This window comes from Asaia sp. HumB (genome assembly GCF_030263835.1).
GTDB classification, from domain to species: domain Bacteria; phylum Pseudomonadota; class Alphaproteobacteria; order Acetobacterales; family Acetobacteraceae; genus Asaia; species Asaia bogorensis.
This window is the reverse complement of the sequence record NZ_JARPML010000001.1, coordinates 62,277-79,172: the sequence shown is the minus strand read 5'-3', so window position 1 is coordinate 79,172 and position 16,896 is coordinate 62,277. Positions and strand designations below refer to the sequence as shown.

Below are 16,896 nucleotides of genomic sequence, written 5' to 3'. Positions count from 1 at the left end.
CGGGACATAAGCCAGACGCGTCCCTAGCATCCGGTACTTTGTTCTACAGCAACCATCCCGGCTGGTGGGACCCTGCCCTGTTTGCGTTGCTTCAGTCGCATTTCATGCCGGGCCGACCAGGCTTCGGCCCGATAGATGCCCGGACGCTTAAACGTTACCCCACTCTCAATCGTGCCGGGTTTCTGCCGCTTGATCCGTCATCGCATGGTTCGCTACGGCAGTTCCTGCACCACTCCGTAGCCATCCTGAAAAGCGGCGGCGTTTTCTGGCTCACTGCACAAGGGCAATTTACGGATGTCCGCCTGCGACCCGTCAGGCTCAAGCCGGGCCTGGCTCATATTGCCAGTCAGGCGACAGACTGCGTGATCAGCCCGGTTGCAATCGAATATGCCTACGGCTCCGAAAGTCGGGCAGAAGCATTCATACGTTTCGGCCAGCCCGTGCCTCATTCCAGCCTGCCCGGTAGCCTCAAGGCCAATCACGCGTTTCTGGAGGACGCTCTTGAGGCGACACAGGATGCGCTGGCGGCAGATGTCATCACACGCGACCATGCACGTTTCCGACTTCTCCTCGAAGGGCGATCCGGCATGGGCGGATTGTATGCCCAGCTTCAGAAACTCAGCAGCCTGATGAGGAGGGAAAAACATGACCCACGCCACGCAGGGCGCTGAACGGTCAGCCCCGACGCGGGCTGAACTGACCATCGCAGCCCTTGCAGCCTTTCCGTTGTTGGTCGGATTGCTCAACCTGCGTGCCCTGAGCCGCGCGCCCTCACGTTCAAATGCCCGCAGCGCCGGTATCTCTGTGCTTATTCCCGCACGCAACGAAGGGGCACAGATCGAGGCGGCCATCATGGCCGTTCTCGCAAACGGAGCTGCGGTGCGCGAGGTTCTGGTGCTCGATGATGGCTCTCAGGACGATACCGCGGCACGTGTCGAAGCCATTGCCGACAAACGTGTACGACTGCTGCACGGACGACCTCTCCCTGAAGGCTGGTGTGGCAAGAACCATGCCTGCGCCCAGCTTGTTGCCGCCGCCACACAGGAATGGCTCCTGTTCATCGATGCCGATGTCCGGCTGGAGGAACGCGCAATTCCACGGCTGCTGGCACTTACCGAGGGCGTACACGCCCCGTCACTGATCAGCGGTGTGCCACGTCAGGAAATGCGCTCGGGCTTTGAATGGCTTCTCCTGCCCTTCATTGATGTCCTGCTCTTCGGTTATCTGCCACTTGTTTTCGACAAGGGTCGTACACCCGCCCTCGCCGCGGCCTGCGGGCAATTGGTCATGGTCAAGGCAGAGGCCTATCGTCAGAGTGGTGGCCATGGGCAGATACGGGACAAGCTTCACGACGGCCTTGCTCTGGCACGCGAAATGCGTCGGGCAGGTTTTCGCACACGGCTGATCGATGCCACCGATCTCGCCACATGCCGGATGTACCGCAATGGGCGCGAGGTCTATGCAGGATTGATGAAGAACGCCGTGGAAGGCTTGGCCGGCCCTGTCGCCCTGCCCATATGGACGCTCCTGCTGGGCGGAGGACATATCCTGCCCTTCCTGCTTCGTGGCACCCCGACGATGCAGTTTGCGCGATTGGCGAGCCTTGCACTGCGTCTACTGGTGGCGCTGCGGTGTCAGCAGGGGTTACGCACCGTTCTCGCCAGTCCGGTCGGGGTGTTCATGCTGCTTTTCATCCAGTTTCACGCCCGCATGCGGCATGTGCTTGGACGCCCTGTCACTTGGAAAGGACGATATTATGAAACCTGAACTTGGTCTGCTCGCCACCCTTATGGCCCTGCCGCTCGCCCCTCTCACGGCCGTGGCAGGCCCCGTTCAGGCGGTTATTGGAAACGTCCCCGATGACGTTGGTACCATCAAGGTTGCGATCTGCACGGAGGATGAGTTCCTCAAGCCCAGCTGCAGGTTCCATGCCGAGGTGAAATCATCTAAGCCAGACGTTACCGTGAATTTTGCCGACATACCGGCAGGCGTATATGCCGTGCAGGCCTATCAGGACCGCAACGGCAATGCCCGGCTCGACCGTTCGTTTATCGGCATACCCAAGGAGCCCATAGGGTTTTCACGGGATCCGAGCGTCCGTTTCGGGCCACCAAGCTTTGACGATTGTGCTGTCAGACTGACACCCAAGGGCGGTGCGCTCAAGGTCAGCCTGATCACACACTGAAGCTTCCCCGCTCGGCGCTGCAGCGATCAGAGGGATCGTTGTGAGCGCCAGCGATTGAGAAGCAGGGAGTTGGTGACCACCGAGACAGAGCTGAGCGCCATGGCCCCGCCGGCGATCACCGGGTCCAGCAGTCCGCAGGCTGCAAGAGGTATGGCCGCGACGTTATAGCCAAAGGCGAAAACGAGATTCTGCCTTATTTTGCTGACGGTCGCCTTGGAGATAGACAGGGCATCCGGGATCGCACGCAGATCCGCACTCATCAGAACGAGATCTGCCGTCTCAAGCGCCGCGGCCGAGCCCGAACCGATTGCGATACTGATATCCGCAGCGGCTAAAGCAGGCGCATCGTTGATGCCATCCCCAGCCATACCAACCAGACGACCCTCACCGCGCAACGCCTGCACCGCAGAAACCTTGCCTTCGGGTCGAAGTGAAGCTCTGATCTCGTCAATACCTGCTTCCCGGGCGACCCGCGCAGCAACCGCCTCGCGATCGCCTGTAAGCATGATCGTTTCGATCGACTGCTTGCGAAGCCAGGAAACAATGGCCGCGGCTTCCGGGCGCAGAGCGTCAGACAGGGTTATGGTGCCAAGATAGACGCCACCGCGTGCGATACAGGCAATGCTCTGCGTTTCGGCATCCAATGGTAGGGCCGACACGGCGATGCCCTGTTCCTGCAGGAATTCGGGTGTCCCCAGCAGAAAGGTCTCTTCCTTTGCTGCCGCTTCGATCCCCTTGCCCGGCACGGCGCGGAAATGGTCCAGACTGTACGCGGAGGCGATCCCAGCTTCGCTTGCCCGCGATATGATGGCCTTCGCCAATGGATGCTCGGAGTTGGCCTCAAGCGATGCCGCCACCCCCAGAAGTTCCGCCTCGGTCACCCCTTCTACAGGATAAATCGCTCCGACTTCAGGCTGCCCCTTGGTGAGCGTGCCTGTCTTGTCGAAGGCCAGCACCTTGAGACGATGAACGCGCTCGAGCGCTTCAGCATTGCGGAACAGGATACCGGCAGAGGCCGCCTTGCCTGTCCCGACCATCAGCGCGGTTGGTGTCGCAAGGCCCAGGGAACAGGGGCAGGCAATGACGAGCACCGATATGGCCGAGACAAGGCTCCATTGCGCATCGTGCGTTGCCAGAAAGCCGATGACGAACGTCAACAGGGCGATGATGATGATGGTGGGCACGAAGATGGCCGAGACACGATCCGCCAGGCGCTGGATCGGGGCTTTCGATCCCTGCGCACGCGAGACCATCGCCACGATGCGGGCCAGTGCGGTCTCGCTCCCAAGCGAGGTTGCACGGGCGCGTACGACACCCGTCGTGTTGAGCGTTCCGGCGAAAATCGTATCGCCAACCTGACGCAGAACGGGCACAGCCTCACCTGTGAGCATCGACTCATTGATCTCGGTTGCGCCTTCGATAACCTCTCCATCAACTGGAATAGCTTCACCAGGGCGGACCACGAACACATCACCGCGTTGCAATGAAGCGACAGCGCAGATTTCCACGCCGTTCGGCGTTACGCGATTGGCAGTTTGCGGCCTCAGATTGAGCAGAGCTTCCAGACCGGAAGCCGCTTTCTGACGCGCCCGCGCCTCGAGAAGCCTGCCAACCGAAATCAGGAGGATCACGAAGGCGCTTGCCTCGAAATAGACCGGCAGATCGAGCCCGCAGAGCGTGACGGCCATGCTGAAGCCGTAAGCGATGCTTGTCCCGAGGCAGACCAGCACGTTCATATTGGCCGAGCCACTCCGCAGGGCATGATAGGCACTGCGATAGAAATGACGGGCACCATAGATCTGTACGACACTCGCACAAAGCGCCTGAAGCCAGAGCGGCACGAGGTGATGGGCGCCAACCGCCATACCCAGCATTTCGACGGCAAACGGGATACAGAACAGGGCGATAATCGCCAGATGCCGCTGCGCCGTTACAGGTTCTCTCGAAGGCGCTTCGTGCCCCTGTTGGTCCGCTGTGGAGGTTGCCGTAAAGCCCGCCTTGCGAACGGCCTCGACGAGGCGATTCTCCGTGACCGCCCCCGCGACGTAATCGATCTGCAAGGTCTCGGTGGCGAGATTGACGGCTGCCCTGACGCCCGGCAGGCGGTTGAGCACCTTTTCCAGGCGCGCAGAGCAAGCGGCGCAGCTCATTCCCTCAATGGCAAATCGTGCTTCCTGATGCCCAAGACCGAATCCTGTCTTCTCAACGATCTTTTCAATGGCGCCGAGATCTGGCCCCTCATCCGCTCGGGAGATGATCGCGCGCGAGGATGCGAAATTGACCGATGCTGTCAGCCCATCCTGCCGGTTGAGCACTTTCTCCAGCCGTGCCGCGCAGGCAGCGCAACTCATACCCGTTACTTCCAGATCAAGACTGCTGGCGCTCATGGAATACTTTCTCATTCGACTGGAAGAAAGGCTCGTTTCAAACGCTTGCCTCTGCCGATCAGGCATCTCTTATCGGGCCCCGCCATCGGATAGAAGGCGCTACCGCCTAACCCGCAGGGACCGTCGGAAGTACCATCTTACCGCAGCCATCAGCACGAAGTGTGCGAGATGCCAACGTTTGACCCGTGTCGATCAGATTTTACCGCTGGCTCGTCAAACGACGGGCGCGTTCAAGGCGACGACCGCTGAGCCCATCCCGCCGTGTTGTAACCGACGAAATGGGCCACGATGATCTCCGGGCGGCGAAAGACGAGCATCTCAGCCTCGTGCGATGTCGAAGCCCGTTTCCTCGATGACCGTTTCCAGCGCGGCGCGCGGCACAGCCGCACCGTCCGTGGTGACGCGCACATCGCCCGTCTCGTGGCTGGCTTTGACATCCGTCACGCCGGGGATTTCGAGCAGTGCCTTTTCGAGGCGGCTCGAGCAGCCCCCGCAGGACATGCCTTCAACTTTGACATCAAGGGTCTCGCTCATTGTTTCATGCTCCTTGCCAATATGACCAGACCGAGATGGTGATCAATACGGTTGCAATCAACGTATGCCTCTGAGAGAGTGTCGCACCTGATCCGATTATTTCCCTGTAACCTCTATGGGACGACATGCCGAACCGCTGCACGCCTCTATGGATCGTGATGCTCGCTGCATTCTGCCTGATCCTGCGCGGGGCGTTCCCGGCGCAGGCGGCTAGCGCGCAGCTGACCGGTTGCGGCGAAATGCCGGTTCAAAGCACCCATGCGGGATGTGCGATGCATCATCCCAGCGTCACCATGAGTGGGGTGGGCCAGCCTGACGCAGCCACAAACGGCATGATGGGCAAGGCGGAACACCCCCGGCACAAACTGCATGGGGAAGGCTGCCATGGTTGCCCCCCGAACCTGTCCTGCACAACTGGCCATGTCGCTCTTGTTGCCACGTCACCTGCCCGTCCGCTCGCCGTGCAGGTAGCCCGCTATGCTGCCTCATCCGGCTTTGTTCTGGCAGGCCTGCAAAGGGTTCCGGACCCCAGACCGCCCCGCTTTTCCTGAATCGCTGATCCGTATGCCGGTCTGATCTTTTTAGGCCGCGCGTTCCGTTCCGATCATTCAGGACCTGTTTCATGATTGCCTTGACACGCAAGGGACCGGCGCTCAATCGCCGGAAATTCGTCACAGGGCTGGCGGGGCTCGGCGTTGCCTCGTCCGCCCGCGCGATGCCCGCCATGACGCCCGCGGCACACATATCTGACCCCTCAGCCATTCCGCCTGCGCCCGCCTCCACGTATGACCTGACTGTCGATACGGCACCCTGGCAGGTCGGCAAGCGCAGGGGCCGCGCCTTTACGGTCAATGGAAGCGCTCCTGCCCCCACCCTCCGCTGGCGCGAGGGTGACGAGATGGTGCTGAATGTCATCAACCATCTTGATCAGCCTACCTCGATCCACTGGCATGGCATCAGGCTGCCAGCCAACATGGACGGTGTGCCGGGCCTGAGTTTTGCCGGCATTCCTGCCAAGGGTCGCTACACTTACCGTTTCCCGCTGCGCCAATCGGGCACGTACTGGTATCACAGCCATTCCGGCATGGAGGAGGCGCAGGGGCTTTTTGGCGCGCTGGTGATCGATCCGGCAGGGCCGCCGCTCCATCACTATGAGCGGGATTACGTTCTCGTCCTGTCAGATTGGAGCGATGTCGCGCCGCATGACATCGTCAGTAATCTGAAGCAGCAGGACGATTATTACAATTTCCGCCAGCGCAGCGTCGCCTCGCTGTTTCATGAAGCCCGCCAGCATGGATTGCATGACGCTCTGGCGAGCCGCCTGATGTGGTCGCGCATGAGGATGTCCGCCACGGATATCTCTGATGTCAGCGGGGTGATTTACAGTTACCTCATCAACGGGCAATCACCGGATGACAACTGGACCGGCCTGTTTTCCCCGGGCGAGCGGATCCGGCTGCGTGTCGTCAATGCGTCGGCCATGACCCTTTTCGACTTACGGATACCGGGGCTCGATTTCGATATCATTGCTGCTGATGGATCGGATGTTGAGCCCGTGCGTGTTGAGGAATTCCGCATCGGACCGGCTGAAACCTATGATCTGATCGTCACCCCGACCGACAACCGAGCATGGACAATCTTCATCCAGCCGGAAGACCGCACCGGCTTCGCACGCGGCACACTCGCTCCCGCCATGGGGATGATGGGGCCCGTCCCCCCCATGGACCCGCGGCCCGTACGCAGCATGATCGATATGGGAATGGGGCGCGTGGAGAACGGCCCGGCTGGCATGAGCGGCATGAGCGGCATGAGCGGCATGAGCGGCATGAGCGGCATGAGCGGCATGAGCGGCATGAGCGGCATGAGCGGCATGAGCGGCATGAGCGGCATGAGCGGCATGAGCGGCATGAGCGGCATGAGCGGCATGAGCGGCATGAGCGGCATGAAACCGCAAGATAAACCCGCGTCAAGCACGCATCTCACCCCGGCGCAGCCCATCCAGATTGATGACCCCGGCCCGCCGCCACGCAATGTGGAAAACCAGAATGTCGCCATGGACCCGGTCAATCGCCTATCCGAACCGGGGGACGGACTGGAGGATAACGGGCGTGTAGTCCTCACCTACGCAATGCTCCGTGCCCTGCGCCCTGCCCCGGACCAACGCCCCCCAAGCCGGGAAATCGTGCTGCACCTGACAGGGAATATGACGCGCTATATCTGGGGTTTTGACGCGAAGAAATTCTCTGAAGCGCCACCAATCATGCTGGGTCTGGGGGAACGTGTGCGGATCACGCTCATCAACGACACGATGATGGAGCACCCGATTCACCTGCATGGGTTCTGGAGCGAGCTGGAAAACGGTCAGGGGGCGCTCAGGCCCAACAAGCATACCATTCTCTCCCAGCCTGGCTCGAAGCTCAGCTATCTTGTGACGGCAGACACGCCGGGCATGTGGGCGCTGCATTGTCACCTGATCTATCACATGCATCTCGGCATGTTCCGCACGGTGGTGGTGTCATGAACATGCGCAGACACACCATCAACTTTCTGGCTGGCCTTGCCGGCACCCTTTTGCTCTCATCGGGCAGCCATGCGGCGCCTACGGCGCAGGCAAAGTCGAGTGCAACGATGCCCAGCTATATCGACGGTGTCATGCCTGTCATGGATCAGGGAATATGGGTCCATGGCCTGCTCGACGAGTTCGAGGGGCGCCTTGCCGGACGAAATTCGAGCTTCCGGTGGGATGGCGAAGCCTGGGTCGGCGGCGACTATAATCGCCTCTGGCTGCGTTCCGAGGGCACCGTGTCGAAAGGCCGCATGGGAGATGGCGATCAGGAGGTTCTCTATAGCCGCGCCGTATCCTCCTATTTCGACGTGCAGGGCGGTGTTCGTGTCGATCTGGATAGCGGTCCTACACGCACCTGGGCGGCGCTCGGTATACAGGGGCTGTCGCTTTATCAGTTCGAGTTACAGGCCACCGGCTATGTCAGCGATCAGGGTCGTTTTGCCGCCCGTTTCGAGGGCTCGTACGACATTCTGCTGACAAACCGGCTGATCCTGCAGCCTCAGATCGAACTGAACCTTTATTCGAAGGCCGATCCAGCCCGGGGTAACGGTGCGGGAATTTCCGATATCGATACCGGGTTGAGGCTGCGATATGAGATATGGCGGGAATTCGCGCCCTATATCGCCATGACGTATGATGGTTATTTCCAGCAGGCGCGGCGTTTTGCACGGGAGCGAGACGATAGCGGCGGCAACCTGCGCCTGACGGTCGGTATTCGCAGCTGGTTTTGATCATGCGATGACCGACTGCCGACGGGGCAAGGGAAAACGATCTTCCCGGCGGGTCGCCTTTGAGCCGCCGGGGTACCACGCAACGCGAGTTTACAGTCGATGCAGGCCGCGCCATGCCGAGCGTGACAGTATTTTGTTAATCCGCACCCGATATATAGGTGTTGCCTTAAAAACACAGGCCAGGAGCCCACAACGTGGGAAACAGATTGCGGCCGTCAATCTCCTTGTCATGATATGAAATATTGATAGGGAGGGCGCAACGACGCACAGACTTGGCCATATCTCAGCTTTGCGTCGCGTGAGGTTGTTACCTGTCGAAATGGAGAGATCACGCGATCATGCCTGTAAAGAATGCCGCGGGGCGTCTGGCACTTTGGGCTGCCGGGACGATACTTGGAAGCTGCCTTCTCGTTGCACCGGCCTCGGCCCAGAGTCAGAGCCAGCAAGCAAGCCCGAGTGATCAGACCGCAGCCACGCTCGATCCTATGCTCAAGGAGACGGCAACCCAGAATCATGCAGGCAAGGGCGCCGATAACCCGCCCAATCTCTATGGCAGCCCCTATGATCGCACACAGCCTTCTCTGGGCACCGTGCGCCACCCCTTCGTGCCGGTACCGGGTAACGAGGCCCTTTTTCCGGCGAGTTTTTCAGACTGGCTGAAGCAGCCCACAATGACGGGTGACTGGGGCGGCCTGCGTACCCGCTTGCAGAACATGGGCATCACGCCGCAGGGCCACTACCTGCAGGACAGCGCGGGTAATCCCACCGGCGGACGCGCCCAGACCGTGCGCTATGCTCATGAAGTCGCGATCGGAGCCGATGTCAATTTTGCCCAGCTTACCGGGCATAATTACGGTATGTTCCATGTGCTGCTCACCGAGCGCGCCGGCCTCGGCATTGGCCAGCAGCTTCCCGCGCTGAACAGCCCGCAGGAAATCTTCGGTTCGGGCGAGACCATTCGTTTTACGCGGCTCTCATGGGAAATGCAGTGGAACCGCTACGCCGATACCGAAATCGGCTGGATCAATACCGAAAATGATTTCGGTCAGTCCACTATGCACTGGGGCATGAATCTTTATTGCCAGTTCGAATCGAACGCGATCTGCGGTATGCCGCAGGCACTCGCCAGCAACTCTGGCTATGGTTACTATCCGACAGCCCATCCCGGCGCGTTCGTGAAGCTTTTCCCCTTCGGTGATCAGCGCATGCTCGTTTCGGCTGGCATCTATAACGTCGATCCGACCATTTCGAACACGGGTTATGCCTGGAAGATGTGGCTGCACGGATCGACCGGCGCCTACCTGCCCTTCCAGCTTGGGTGGCATTTCGGCGGCACGGACACCAAGGGTCGCCTGCCGACCAACGTCAAGATTGGCGGTTACTGGGATACGTCAGAGGTCAAGAACGTCTACGCCCAGCTGGCAGGCTTTGAGCTGCCGACAAGCGTGCTCGGCAATCTGCCCATCGACAAGGTGCGCGGCCGTTACGGCGGATGGTTCATGGCCGACCAGATGCTGCAGCGCGACAGGAGCGATTCATCGCGCTCGACCGTGGCCTTCCTGTCCTTCACCTGGGGTGACCCACGCACGGCAATCGCCCCGTATTTCATCACCTGGGGTGTCGTGCGCAAGGGGACGTTCTGGAACCGGCCAAACGATACGATCAGCATCGGTGGCAAGTTTAACTTCGTGAACCCCAAGCTGGGCGCCTATGTGGGAGCCCTTCAGGCGGTACAGACGCAGGATACCGGGTTGCTCAAGCCGAGCGGTGAACATTCCGGCGAAATCAACTATGGCTGGCGTCCGGCTCCGTGGCTCACCATCCGCCCCGGCCTGCAGTATATCTGGCACCCAGGCGGCACCAACCGGTATAAAAACGCCCTGCTGATCGACCTTGAAACAGGCGTGAGCTTCTGACGCTGCGTCCCGTGGCCCCGTTCTCTCACGGATGGGGCCATCGAAGGATTCAGAGCACGCGCGCTGGCCTGATGGACGCTGAACCTGACAATGGCCGGTCAGCCCATCCTCCGCTCCCCATTAAGGGGATGGCGCTCATCCCGCTCTGGACGCTGTAGCCGCCTCCTTGACCGCCGATGCGCTGATCAGAGACGAGGTACCGGGCGCGGCGTAATCTTCTGCCCGACCGATCTGCTACGATCTTCATTGGTCGACCTGTTTCCCTTGCACTGAGCAGAGCGCCGGGCCGATCATCCGCAGAGGTCGGAGCTGGCTGATCCCGCTTCGATCGAACAAATTTCGCCAGCGGAGAGCAGTATCACGGCTCCCATCAGACACAGCGCGTAACAGGTTTCAAGACACGCCGTGCACCATGCCGGAGCGCCGGAGGCTTTCATAAAACTATCATTTTATAAATGTATCTTCCTGTTTCTGGCGCCGATAGAACGAGCCGTCATCACGATCTATCGAGGTCAAACAATGCAGCTTTCCCGAATTTTCGGCGCCCTGTCGCTCTCTCTGGCCCTGTCATGCGGCGTGTCGCACGCTGCCACCATCACCGGCGCCGGATCGAGCTTCGCGGCTCCGATCTATGGCGCTTGGGGTGAGACTGCACAAAAGGCGATCGGCACCTCTGTAAACTACCAGAGCGTTGGTTCGGGTGCCGGTCAGAACCAGGCGATTGCGCGTACGGTCGATTTCGGCGCTTCTGACAAGCCAATGGACGCGGCGAAGCTGGATAGCAACAAGCTCTATCAGTTTCCGACGGCCATGGGCGGGATCGTTGTTATCGTTAACGTTCCGGGTATTGCCCCCGGCGCGCTGAAGCTGGATGGCCCTGCCATTGCAGGGCTCTATGACGGCACGATCTCGACCTGGAATGACCCGCGCATTGCGGCACTCAACCCGGGTCTCAAGCTGCCGGACACGGATGTGGCCCCGATCCATCGTGCCGATGCGTCGGGCACCAGCTTCGTGTTCACCTCTTACCTCGCCAAGGTTTCCGGCGCCTGGAAGCAGAAATTCGGCGCTGGTACGTCAATTGCCTGGGCAGGCGGTGCAGGTGCGCGCGGCAATGACGGTGTTGCCGCTGGCGTAAAGGAATCAGAAGGCGGTATCGGCTACGTGGAATACGCCTATGCAAGCCGCAACCATCTGAACATGGCGCAGCTTCGTGATCATGATGGCGCTTTCATCAAGCCGGATTCCACTGCTTTCGCTGCCGCTGCGGCTCATGCCGACTGGGCTCATGCAGACCGTTATGCCGTGGATCTGCTCGACACCGCTGGTGTAAACGCCTGGCCCATCATGAGTGCCACCTTCGTGCTGGTTCCGACTGACCCGAAGGATGCTGCGCAGGGCAAGGCCGTGAAGGACTTTTTCAGCTATGCGCTCAAGAACGGCAATCCTGACGCTGTGAAGCTGGACTATGTTCCGCTGCCGCAATCCGTGAAGGACGCGGTCCTGCAGGGCTGGCCTAAGAACTGAAGTCGCCCTGCTTCCGGCTGCGCCTGACTGCAGCCGGACCTATACCGAGGCCCGCCCGGCACGCCTGACGTGACCGTGGCGGGCTTTTTTGTTCCAGGGGCCATTTTACGACTCGCTCGTATATGACGTTGAGGCGCCCGAACGCCTCATCCCTCCGCAGTTTCCGCATCTTGAGCGTCTCTGACTGCTTGAGCACGCGCAATGTAAGCAAGTCACAGCTTTCTGTTAGCAACTCACCTGTGAAGCGGCCGCTCGGGCTCGGAAAGGACTCACAAAGCGGCCACCGCTACCCGGCGCATGACAATTCCCCCAAGGAGAAAGCCCTCTCCGGTGCCGTTCTCGCCCTGGTGGCTTCGGATCATCCTTGTGTTGCAAACGCACATGTTGTGGTTAGTATTCGATGTCTTTGTATTTCTTGGTTTTGATCTATGTCAACAAGACAATATCGTGATTATTGTGACTGTAGTTGAATATTGACGATGATTTCCAAGACGCCCACTCTTCCCGTGTCGAGCGGATCAGCTTTCTGACAAGAGCACAAAGGGCCAGCTAAATGCTGGTTCGCCGGCCCAGAATAAAGGAGAGTCAAAATGACAAGATGGTGGGGCCCTACGCATTTACATTATGCGATGACCGATCTGCAGTCGCTCACGCTGAGCTTCGCAGCAACTGTCGTGGTCGTCGGATTGGCTGTGTTCACCGTGCGCGCGGTCAGAAAACATCGTCTGCGCGTTGCCACGACGCACGTCAAAACGCTCTGACGGCCTGACAGGGCCTATCCTTCAAATGAGCGGGCGCAGTCCGCGTTGATAGGCCCCCAGCCCCAGTACCAAAAGCAGGATCGCGGCGACAGGCAGCGCGACGATGCTGCTATGGGTCAGCAACACGCCCCCCAATAACCCACCGGCTGACACGGCGAGGTTCCAGGCCGTTGTCGCCATGGCTTGAGCGGTATCCATGAAGCGTCCCGCGATGCTCGTCATTGCGCTTTGCGTGAGGGCTGCAAACCCGCCAGTGGTAATACCCCACATGACAACACCAAGGCAGACCGGAAGCTTGTGCGTCAGACCGAGTGACATGAGCAGACAGGCCGCCATAAATACGAGAATGCTGGCCATCGTCAGCCGCGAGAGATGATGATCGATCAGAATGCCGGTGACAAAGAGACCGGCAACCGAGCCTCCGCCAAAGACCAGCAGGAGGAGATCCACGCGCGCTCCAAGTCCGGAGGGGACCAACAGGGGCTCGATGAAAACGTAGAGCAGGCTATGGGCCGCGACGAAGCTGAAAATCAGTGTCAGATTGGCGAGCACACCAGGCTGACGCAGGCTGCCTGAGAGGCTGAAATGGCTCCCGGCCTGACTGCCCGGTGCATCTGGCAGAAAGAAGAGCGACCAGATCACGAGCAGGCCCGAAAACCCGCCAAGACACAAAAAGGCGCCGCGCCAGCCCAGCCATTGGCCAATTGCCGCGCTCAACGGCGCACCAAGCACGAGTGCCAGCGTGACGCCCGAACCCGCCAGCGCAATTGCCCTGCCCCGTTGTGCCGGTGGTGAAAGCCGCGTTGCGTAACCCGCGAACATGGCCCAGATCAGCCCGCCACAGCATCCGGCGAAAAAACGAATGGTAAGGGCAAGCGCCAGATTGGTGATGATGCCGTTTGCTGCATTGATCAGGGTGAAGCCGACCAGCCCCAGCAAGAGCAGGCGCTTACGTGGCATCTTGTAGGTCAGCGCCGTTGAAGGAAGAGCAGCGCATAGGGCACCCAGAGCAAAAGCCGTGATGAACTGCCCGCTTGCCGCCTGGGTAATCTGGAGGCCATCTGCGAGCAGCGATAGCAATCCGGCAGGCATGATCTCGGTCAGCAAGGTCACAAAGGCAGCCAGAGCCAGAATGATCATGGCATGACGGGGGACCCTGCCCGGAGCTGCACATTTTGCCGCGGCCTGATCCGTCACCCCAACCATCTCAAAGCGCTCCCCTTTCCGCCATCCGCTCCGGGCGGTCCCCTCAACATTGACCAGTGGGCTAGGCGATAGGCGCGGGCGGCAGATTAGGCAAGACAGCATGTGGGTTATTTGTCATTGCCCATTGGGTCGAAACATCCTGCTGCCCCGGCACGGGCGAGGCGACGCCGCCTGAATGAACGCGTCGCCTTGTCGTCGTCAGAACGCGGCTGTCAGGCTGAGATTGAACGACCGGCCAAGTCCGGCGAGGGGAGACAGGATATTCGTCTGACGATAGTCACCCAGCGAGAGCCCCCCGAGCGGAAGATAGTATTTCTGGTTCAGCACATTCTCGATGCTCGCATCCAGCGTAAGCTTGCGCCAGCGATAGCTGCCGCCCAGGCCCAACAGCGCATAACCCGGTGTGCGCGGTTCGTTACGCAGCCAGTCCACCGTCGATTTCTTCTTTACCAGTGTGACATCCACACGTCCGGTCCAGTTCTGATAGGTCTCGCGGAGGCCAATCGTGCCGTTGGCAGGCATCTGATGATACAGGCCGGAATGGGTGACCATATCCTGCCCACGGACCCAGTTGAAGCTTGTCACGATCCTGCCTTGTCCGAAGCGCTCGTCATTCCACAGGCGATAACGCGCTGAGCCATTGAGGCCGTAACTCTGCGCGTTATGATTGACGAATTGCAGCTTCGACAGCCCATTGCTGAATAATGCCAGACGGGCGACGTTAATATAGCCCTCTGTGTAGGTATAGAATGGCTGGAGCCGAACTTCCCAGCCATCGCCTTTCGGGTCGTGCCATGTCAGCGTCATGCTGGCCGTGTTCGCAATTTCGGGGCGCAGGTCGAGGTTGCCAACATAGCCATTGCCATCGCCAAACCAGCCGATCATGCGTGTGGCCATGGTGCCCATACCCCAGGCATAGCGCTCGTACAGGTTGGGCGACCGCGTCTTGCGCGCGTAACCGCCCTCAAGCATCAGGTCGTCACGAATATGCCAGCGACCTGTGGAGGTCACGTCGAAATTGGTGTCTGTCCGTCCCCGCGAGGCCGCGTTGAACTTACGCGCCGCCATGATATCGGCCATCTGCATCATGCCGGTCCAGGAATACGGTGCCACCTTGCCCGTATTCATCATGATCAGGTCGCTGCGCAGCCCAAGCTGGGTCGAGAAGCGTCGTGTCCATTGAGCATTCCACTCGATGTAGTGGCCCAGGCGGTCACGATGGCCGTTATTGATGTTATGAAACGTACCGGGGCCCATCATCATGCTGCCCACGAGCGGCGGCCACCAGTCATTCAGTCCGTTATGGTCATAGCTGCTGCCAAGCTTGATGTTGTGATGCGTGCTGAGCGGCACAGTGAGATCAATTGCGTAGCCCGCCGTCCGGGCATCCGTGTTCATCGGCATACCCCTGGTGGCGCTATGACCACCCTTGTCATTCATCATGTTCATGACGTGATCGACGCGCTGCCAGAAGCCGCGCACGTCGAGGGTCGCCCATCGATACTCGCCACGATATTTGCCATTCACAAATGTCGAGCGGTTATTGGTCATGTCCATATACTGGTTGGGAAAACCTTCATACGGGATATCCTGCTGACCGAAAGTCAGGGCGAGCAGGTGATTATCCTTCTTGAGGCCAGCCGTTACGGCATGATTGAAGGAGAGATAGCTGGTGGAGCGAACCTGCTTGCCATCACCCCCAGTATGGTAATTGCTCGCGTGGCTATAGGAGCCGGTATAACGCAGGCTGAGAAGATCGTTGGCGACTGTGACCGTGCCCGAAGCCCCCGAGCCGCCGCCATTGCTGCGATAATCACCCCGCACATGGCCCGTCACAAGGATCTTGCCGGGAGCAGCAAAAAGCGGGTCCTTGCGCTCAATTTTTACCGTGCCGCCGGTGCTGTCGCCCCCGAGGCTGACCGGGGTGACACCGGCAATAGCCTCGGCAGAGGAAACACTGTCGGGGTCAATATAGGACATCGCCGGGTTCATGTGATTGGGACAGGCCGAGGCAATGCGCATGCCATCCACAATGGTCGCGACGCGGTCATCGGCCATACCGTTGAGGACGGGCAAGGATGAGACCCCGCCCGCAGCGTATTGCGTGTAGCCCAGCGAGCCTTTGAGTAGTGATGCTGTATCGGGTGAATGAATGGCGGTACGCCGTATCCCCTGCACACGGAGATATTCGACCGGGGTGTCATCACCATCTGACTGGTTCGCGGGCCTATCCGGCGCTTTGCGCTTGATGGAGGATGGCCTTGTCTGACGTTGCGATGTTTCGAGTGCGCTCGCAGCGACTTCGGTCCCGCCGCGGAGCGAGGTGGTGGCTGGAGGCGTGGTCGCCGCGTGGGCGTTGGTCGCAACAATAAGGGCAAGCAATGAGGTACACCCGAACGCAAGATAGGCGCGACGGTGCGATCTGCCATAAGAGGGCAGTGTCATGGAATTAATCCTGATCGGTCTTGATACGAAATCCCGCCTCCCGGCTCGCTCCCAAAGGAAACGTGCACCGGAGTACGGAACGCGATGTCAGATCAGGACGACTGGCGGTGCCTGGGATGGCGGCAGGACCCACCGTAATCCGGGCGGCGCGCGGCAAGGCGGCAGAGAAACGATGTGGGTGAGCCGGATCGAGCGGGAGAACGCCGCCAGCAGAGCGACCCCAAGAATGAACACAGCCAACTGAAGAAGCGGGCAAAGCGCACAGGCTGTATCGTGATGATGATGCCCTGCCTTTGGCATGTGATGCGATGCGGGCATCGCCATCGACGCGGAATCACACATGCCCATGGGGTCGGCCATAACCATGGCGGACGCGATATCGACCCCGATCAGTCGCTCTATTTCAGCTCTGGGGGTCTCATCCGGCTCGGCCAGACCCTGCAGGCCAAGCGAGGCAAGGAACCCGAGGAGGACGACAAGGCAGAGAGACAGGCGCATGAACGATGCGCCTGTTCTGATCCCTCGTGAATGTCGCCCAGCCGGTGAAATGGCCCCGCCCCTGTATGTGCCCGCCCCGTAACCCGGAGCGGCTGCCTGTCGGTCGAAATACAGCGACGCCCTTCCAACGTCCAGCATTA

Annotated in this window: 14 protein-coding genes; 9 read left to right on the top strand and 5 right to left on the bottom strand. The window is 60.0% G+C overall.

What is annotated here, in order from left to right:
• Nucleotides 1-38: 38 nt before the first annotated feature.
• Genes P5689_RS00425 through P5689_RS00415 form a run of 3 tightly spaced genes read left to right on the top strand, consistent with a single transcriptional unit; the run spans nt 39 to nt 2,185 of the window.
• The gene (locus P5689_RS00425) at nt 39-671 is read left to right on the top strand and encodes a lysophospholipid acyltransferase family protein (RefSeq protein ID WP_023978072.1); all 633 of its coding nucleotides are present in this window, start codon (nt 39-41) and stop codon (nt 669-671) included.
• On the top strand, nt 646-1,767 hold the full coding sequence (locus P5689_RS00420; RefSeq protein WP_081866858.1) for a glycosyltransferase family 2 protein: 1,122 nt from the start codon (nt 646-648) through the stop codon (nt 1,765-1,767). Before P5689_RS00425 ends, P5689_RS00420 begins: the two co-directional genes overlap by 26 nt.
• Entirely contained in the window at nt 1,757-2,185 is a 429-nt protein-coding gene (locus P5689_RS00415; RefSeq protein ID WP_023978075.1) for a DUF2141 domain-containing protein, read from the top strand. Before P5689_RS00420 ends, P5689_RS00415 begins: the two co-directional genes overlap by 11 nt.
• Nucleotides 2,186-2,211: 26 nt before the next feature.
• On the opposite strand, the gene P5689_RS00410 is transcribed toward P5689_RS00415, so the two are convergent.
• Nucleotides 2,212-4,572, bottom strand: coding sequence for a heavy metal translocating P-type ATPase (locus P5689_RS00410; protein ID WP_285531648.1), 2,361 nt, complete (start codon nt 4,570-4,572; stop codon nt 2,212-2,214).
• A gap of 318 nt (nt 4,573-4,890) precedes the next feature.
• Nucleotides 4,891-5,106, bottom strand: a complete 216-nt coding sequence (locus tag P5689_RS00405; protein WP_023978077.1) for a heavy-metal-associated domain-containing protein — start codon at nt 5,104-5,106, stop codon at nt 4,891-4,893.
• 158 nt (nt 5,107-5,264) lie between these two features.
• Between P5689_RS00405 and P5689_RS00400 the strand changes: the two genes are divergently transcribed.
• The 6 genes from P5689_RS00400 to P5689_RS00375 all read left to right on the top strand — a co-directional run bounded on the left by P5689_RS00400 (nt 5,265) and on the right by P5689_RS00375 (nt 12,607).
• The gene (locus P5689_RS00400) at nt 5,265-5,657 is read left to right on the top strand and encodes a hypothetical protein (RefSeq protein WP_285531647.1); all 393 of its coding nucleotides are present in this window, start codon (nt 5,265-5,267) and stop codon (nt 5,655-5,657) included.
• A gap of 71 nt (nt 5,658-5,728) precedes the next feature.
• On the top strand, nt 5,729-7,627 hold the full coding sequence (locus P5689_RS00395; RefSeq protein ID WP_285531646.1) for a copper resistance system multicopper oxidase: 1,899 nt from the start codon (nt 5,729-5,731) through the stop codon (nt 7,625-7,627).
• On the top strand, nt 7,624-8,403 hold the full coding sequence (locus tag P5689_RS00390) for a copper resistance protein B (protein WP_285531645.1): 780 nt from the start codon (nt 7,624-7,626) through the stop codon (nt 8,401-8,403). Before P5689_RS00395 ends, P5689_RS00390 begins: the two co-directional genes overlap by 4 nt.
• 338 nt (nt 8,404-8,741) lie before the next feature.
• Nucleotides 8,742-10,319 (top strand): carbohydrate porin, encoded by a 1,578-nt coding sequence (locus tag P5689_RS00385; RefSeq protein ID WP_240149292.1) that lies wholly within the window; start codon nt 8,742-8,744, stop codon nt 10,317-10,319.
• 519 nt (nt 10,320-10,838) lie between these two features.
• Nucleotides 10,839-11,846, top strand: coding sequence for a phosphate ABC transporter substrate-binding protein PstS (pstS, locus tag P5689_RS00380; RefSeq protein ID WP_285531642.1), 1,008 nt, complete (start codon nt 10,839-10,841; stop codon nt 11,844-11,846).
• A gap of 590 nt (nt 11,847-12,436) precedes the next feature.
• The gene (locus P5689_RS00375; RefSeq protein ID WP_285531640.1) at nt 12,437-12,607 is read left to right on the top strand and encodes a hypothetical protein; all 171 of its coding nucleotides are present in this window, start codon (nt 12,437-12,439) and stop codon (nt 12,605-12,607) included.
• Between the two features lie 21 nt (nt 12,608-12,628).
• Here P5689_RS00375 and P5689_RS00370 read toward each other — a convergent pair whose 3' ends face one another.
• The 3 genes from P5689_RS00370 to P5689_RS00360 form a co-directional block, all read right to left on the bottom strand.
• Complete coding sequence (locus P5689_RS00370; protein ID WP_285531638.1) at nt 12,629-13,813, bottom strand: MFS transporter; 1,185 nt, start codon at nt 13,811-13,813, stop codon at nt 12,629-12,631.
• 198 nt (nt 13,814-14,011) lie between these two features.
• Nucleotides 14,012-16,258, bottom strand: coding sequence for a TonB-dependent receptor domain-containing protein (locus P5689_RS00365; protein WP_285531636.1), 2,247 nt, complete (start codon nt 16,256-16,258; stop codon nt 14,012-14,014).
• Nucleotides 16,259-16,345: 87 nt separating this feature from the next.
• The gene (locus tag P5689_RS00360) at nt 16,346-16,756 is read right to left on the bottom strand and encodes a DUF2946 family protein (protein ID WP_285531635.1); all 411 of its coding nucleotides are present in this window, start codon (nt 16,754-16,756) and stop codon (nt 16,346-16,348) included.
• Nucleotides 16,757-16,896 lie beyond the last annotated feature (140 nt).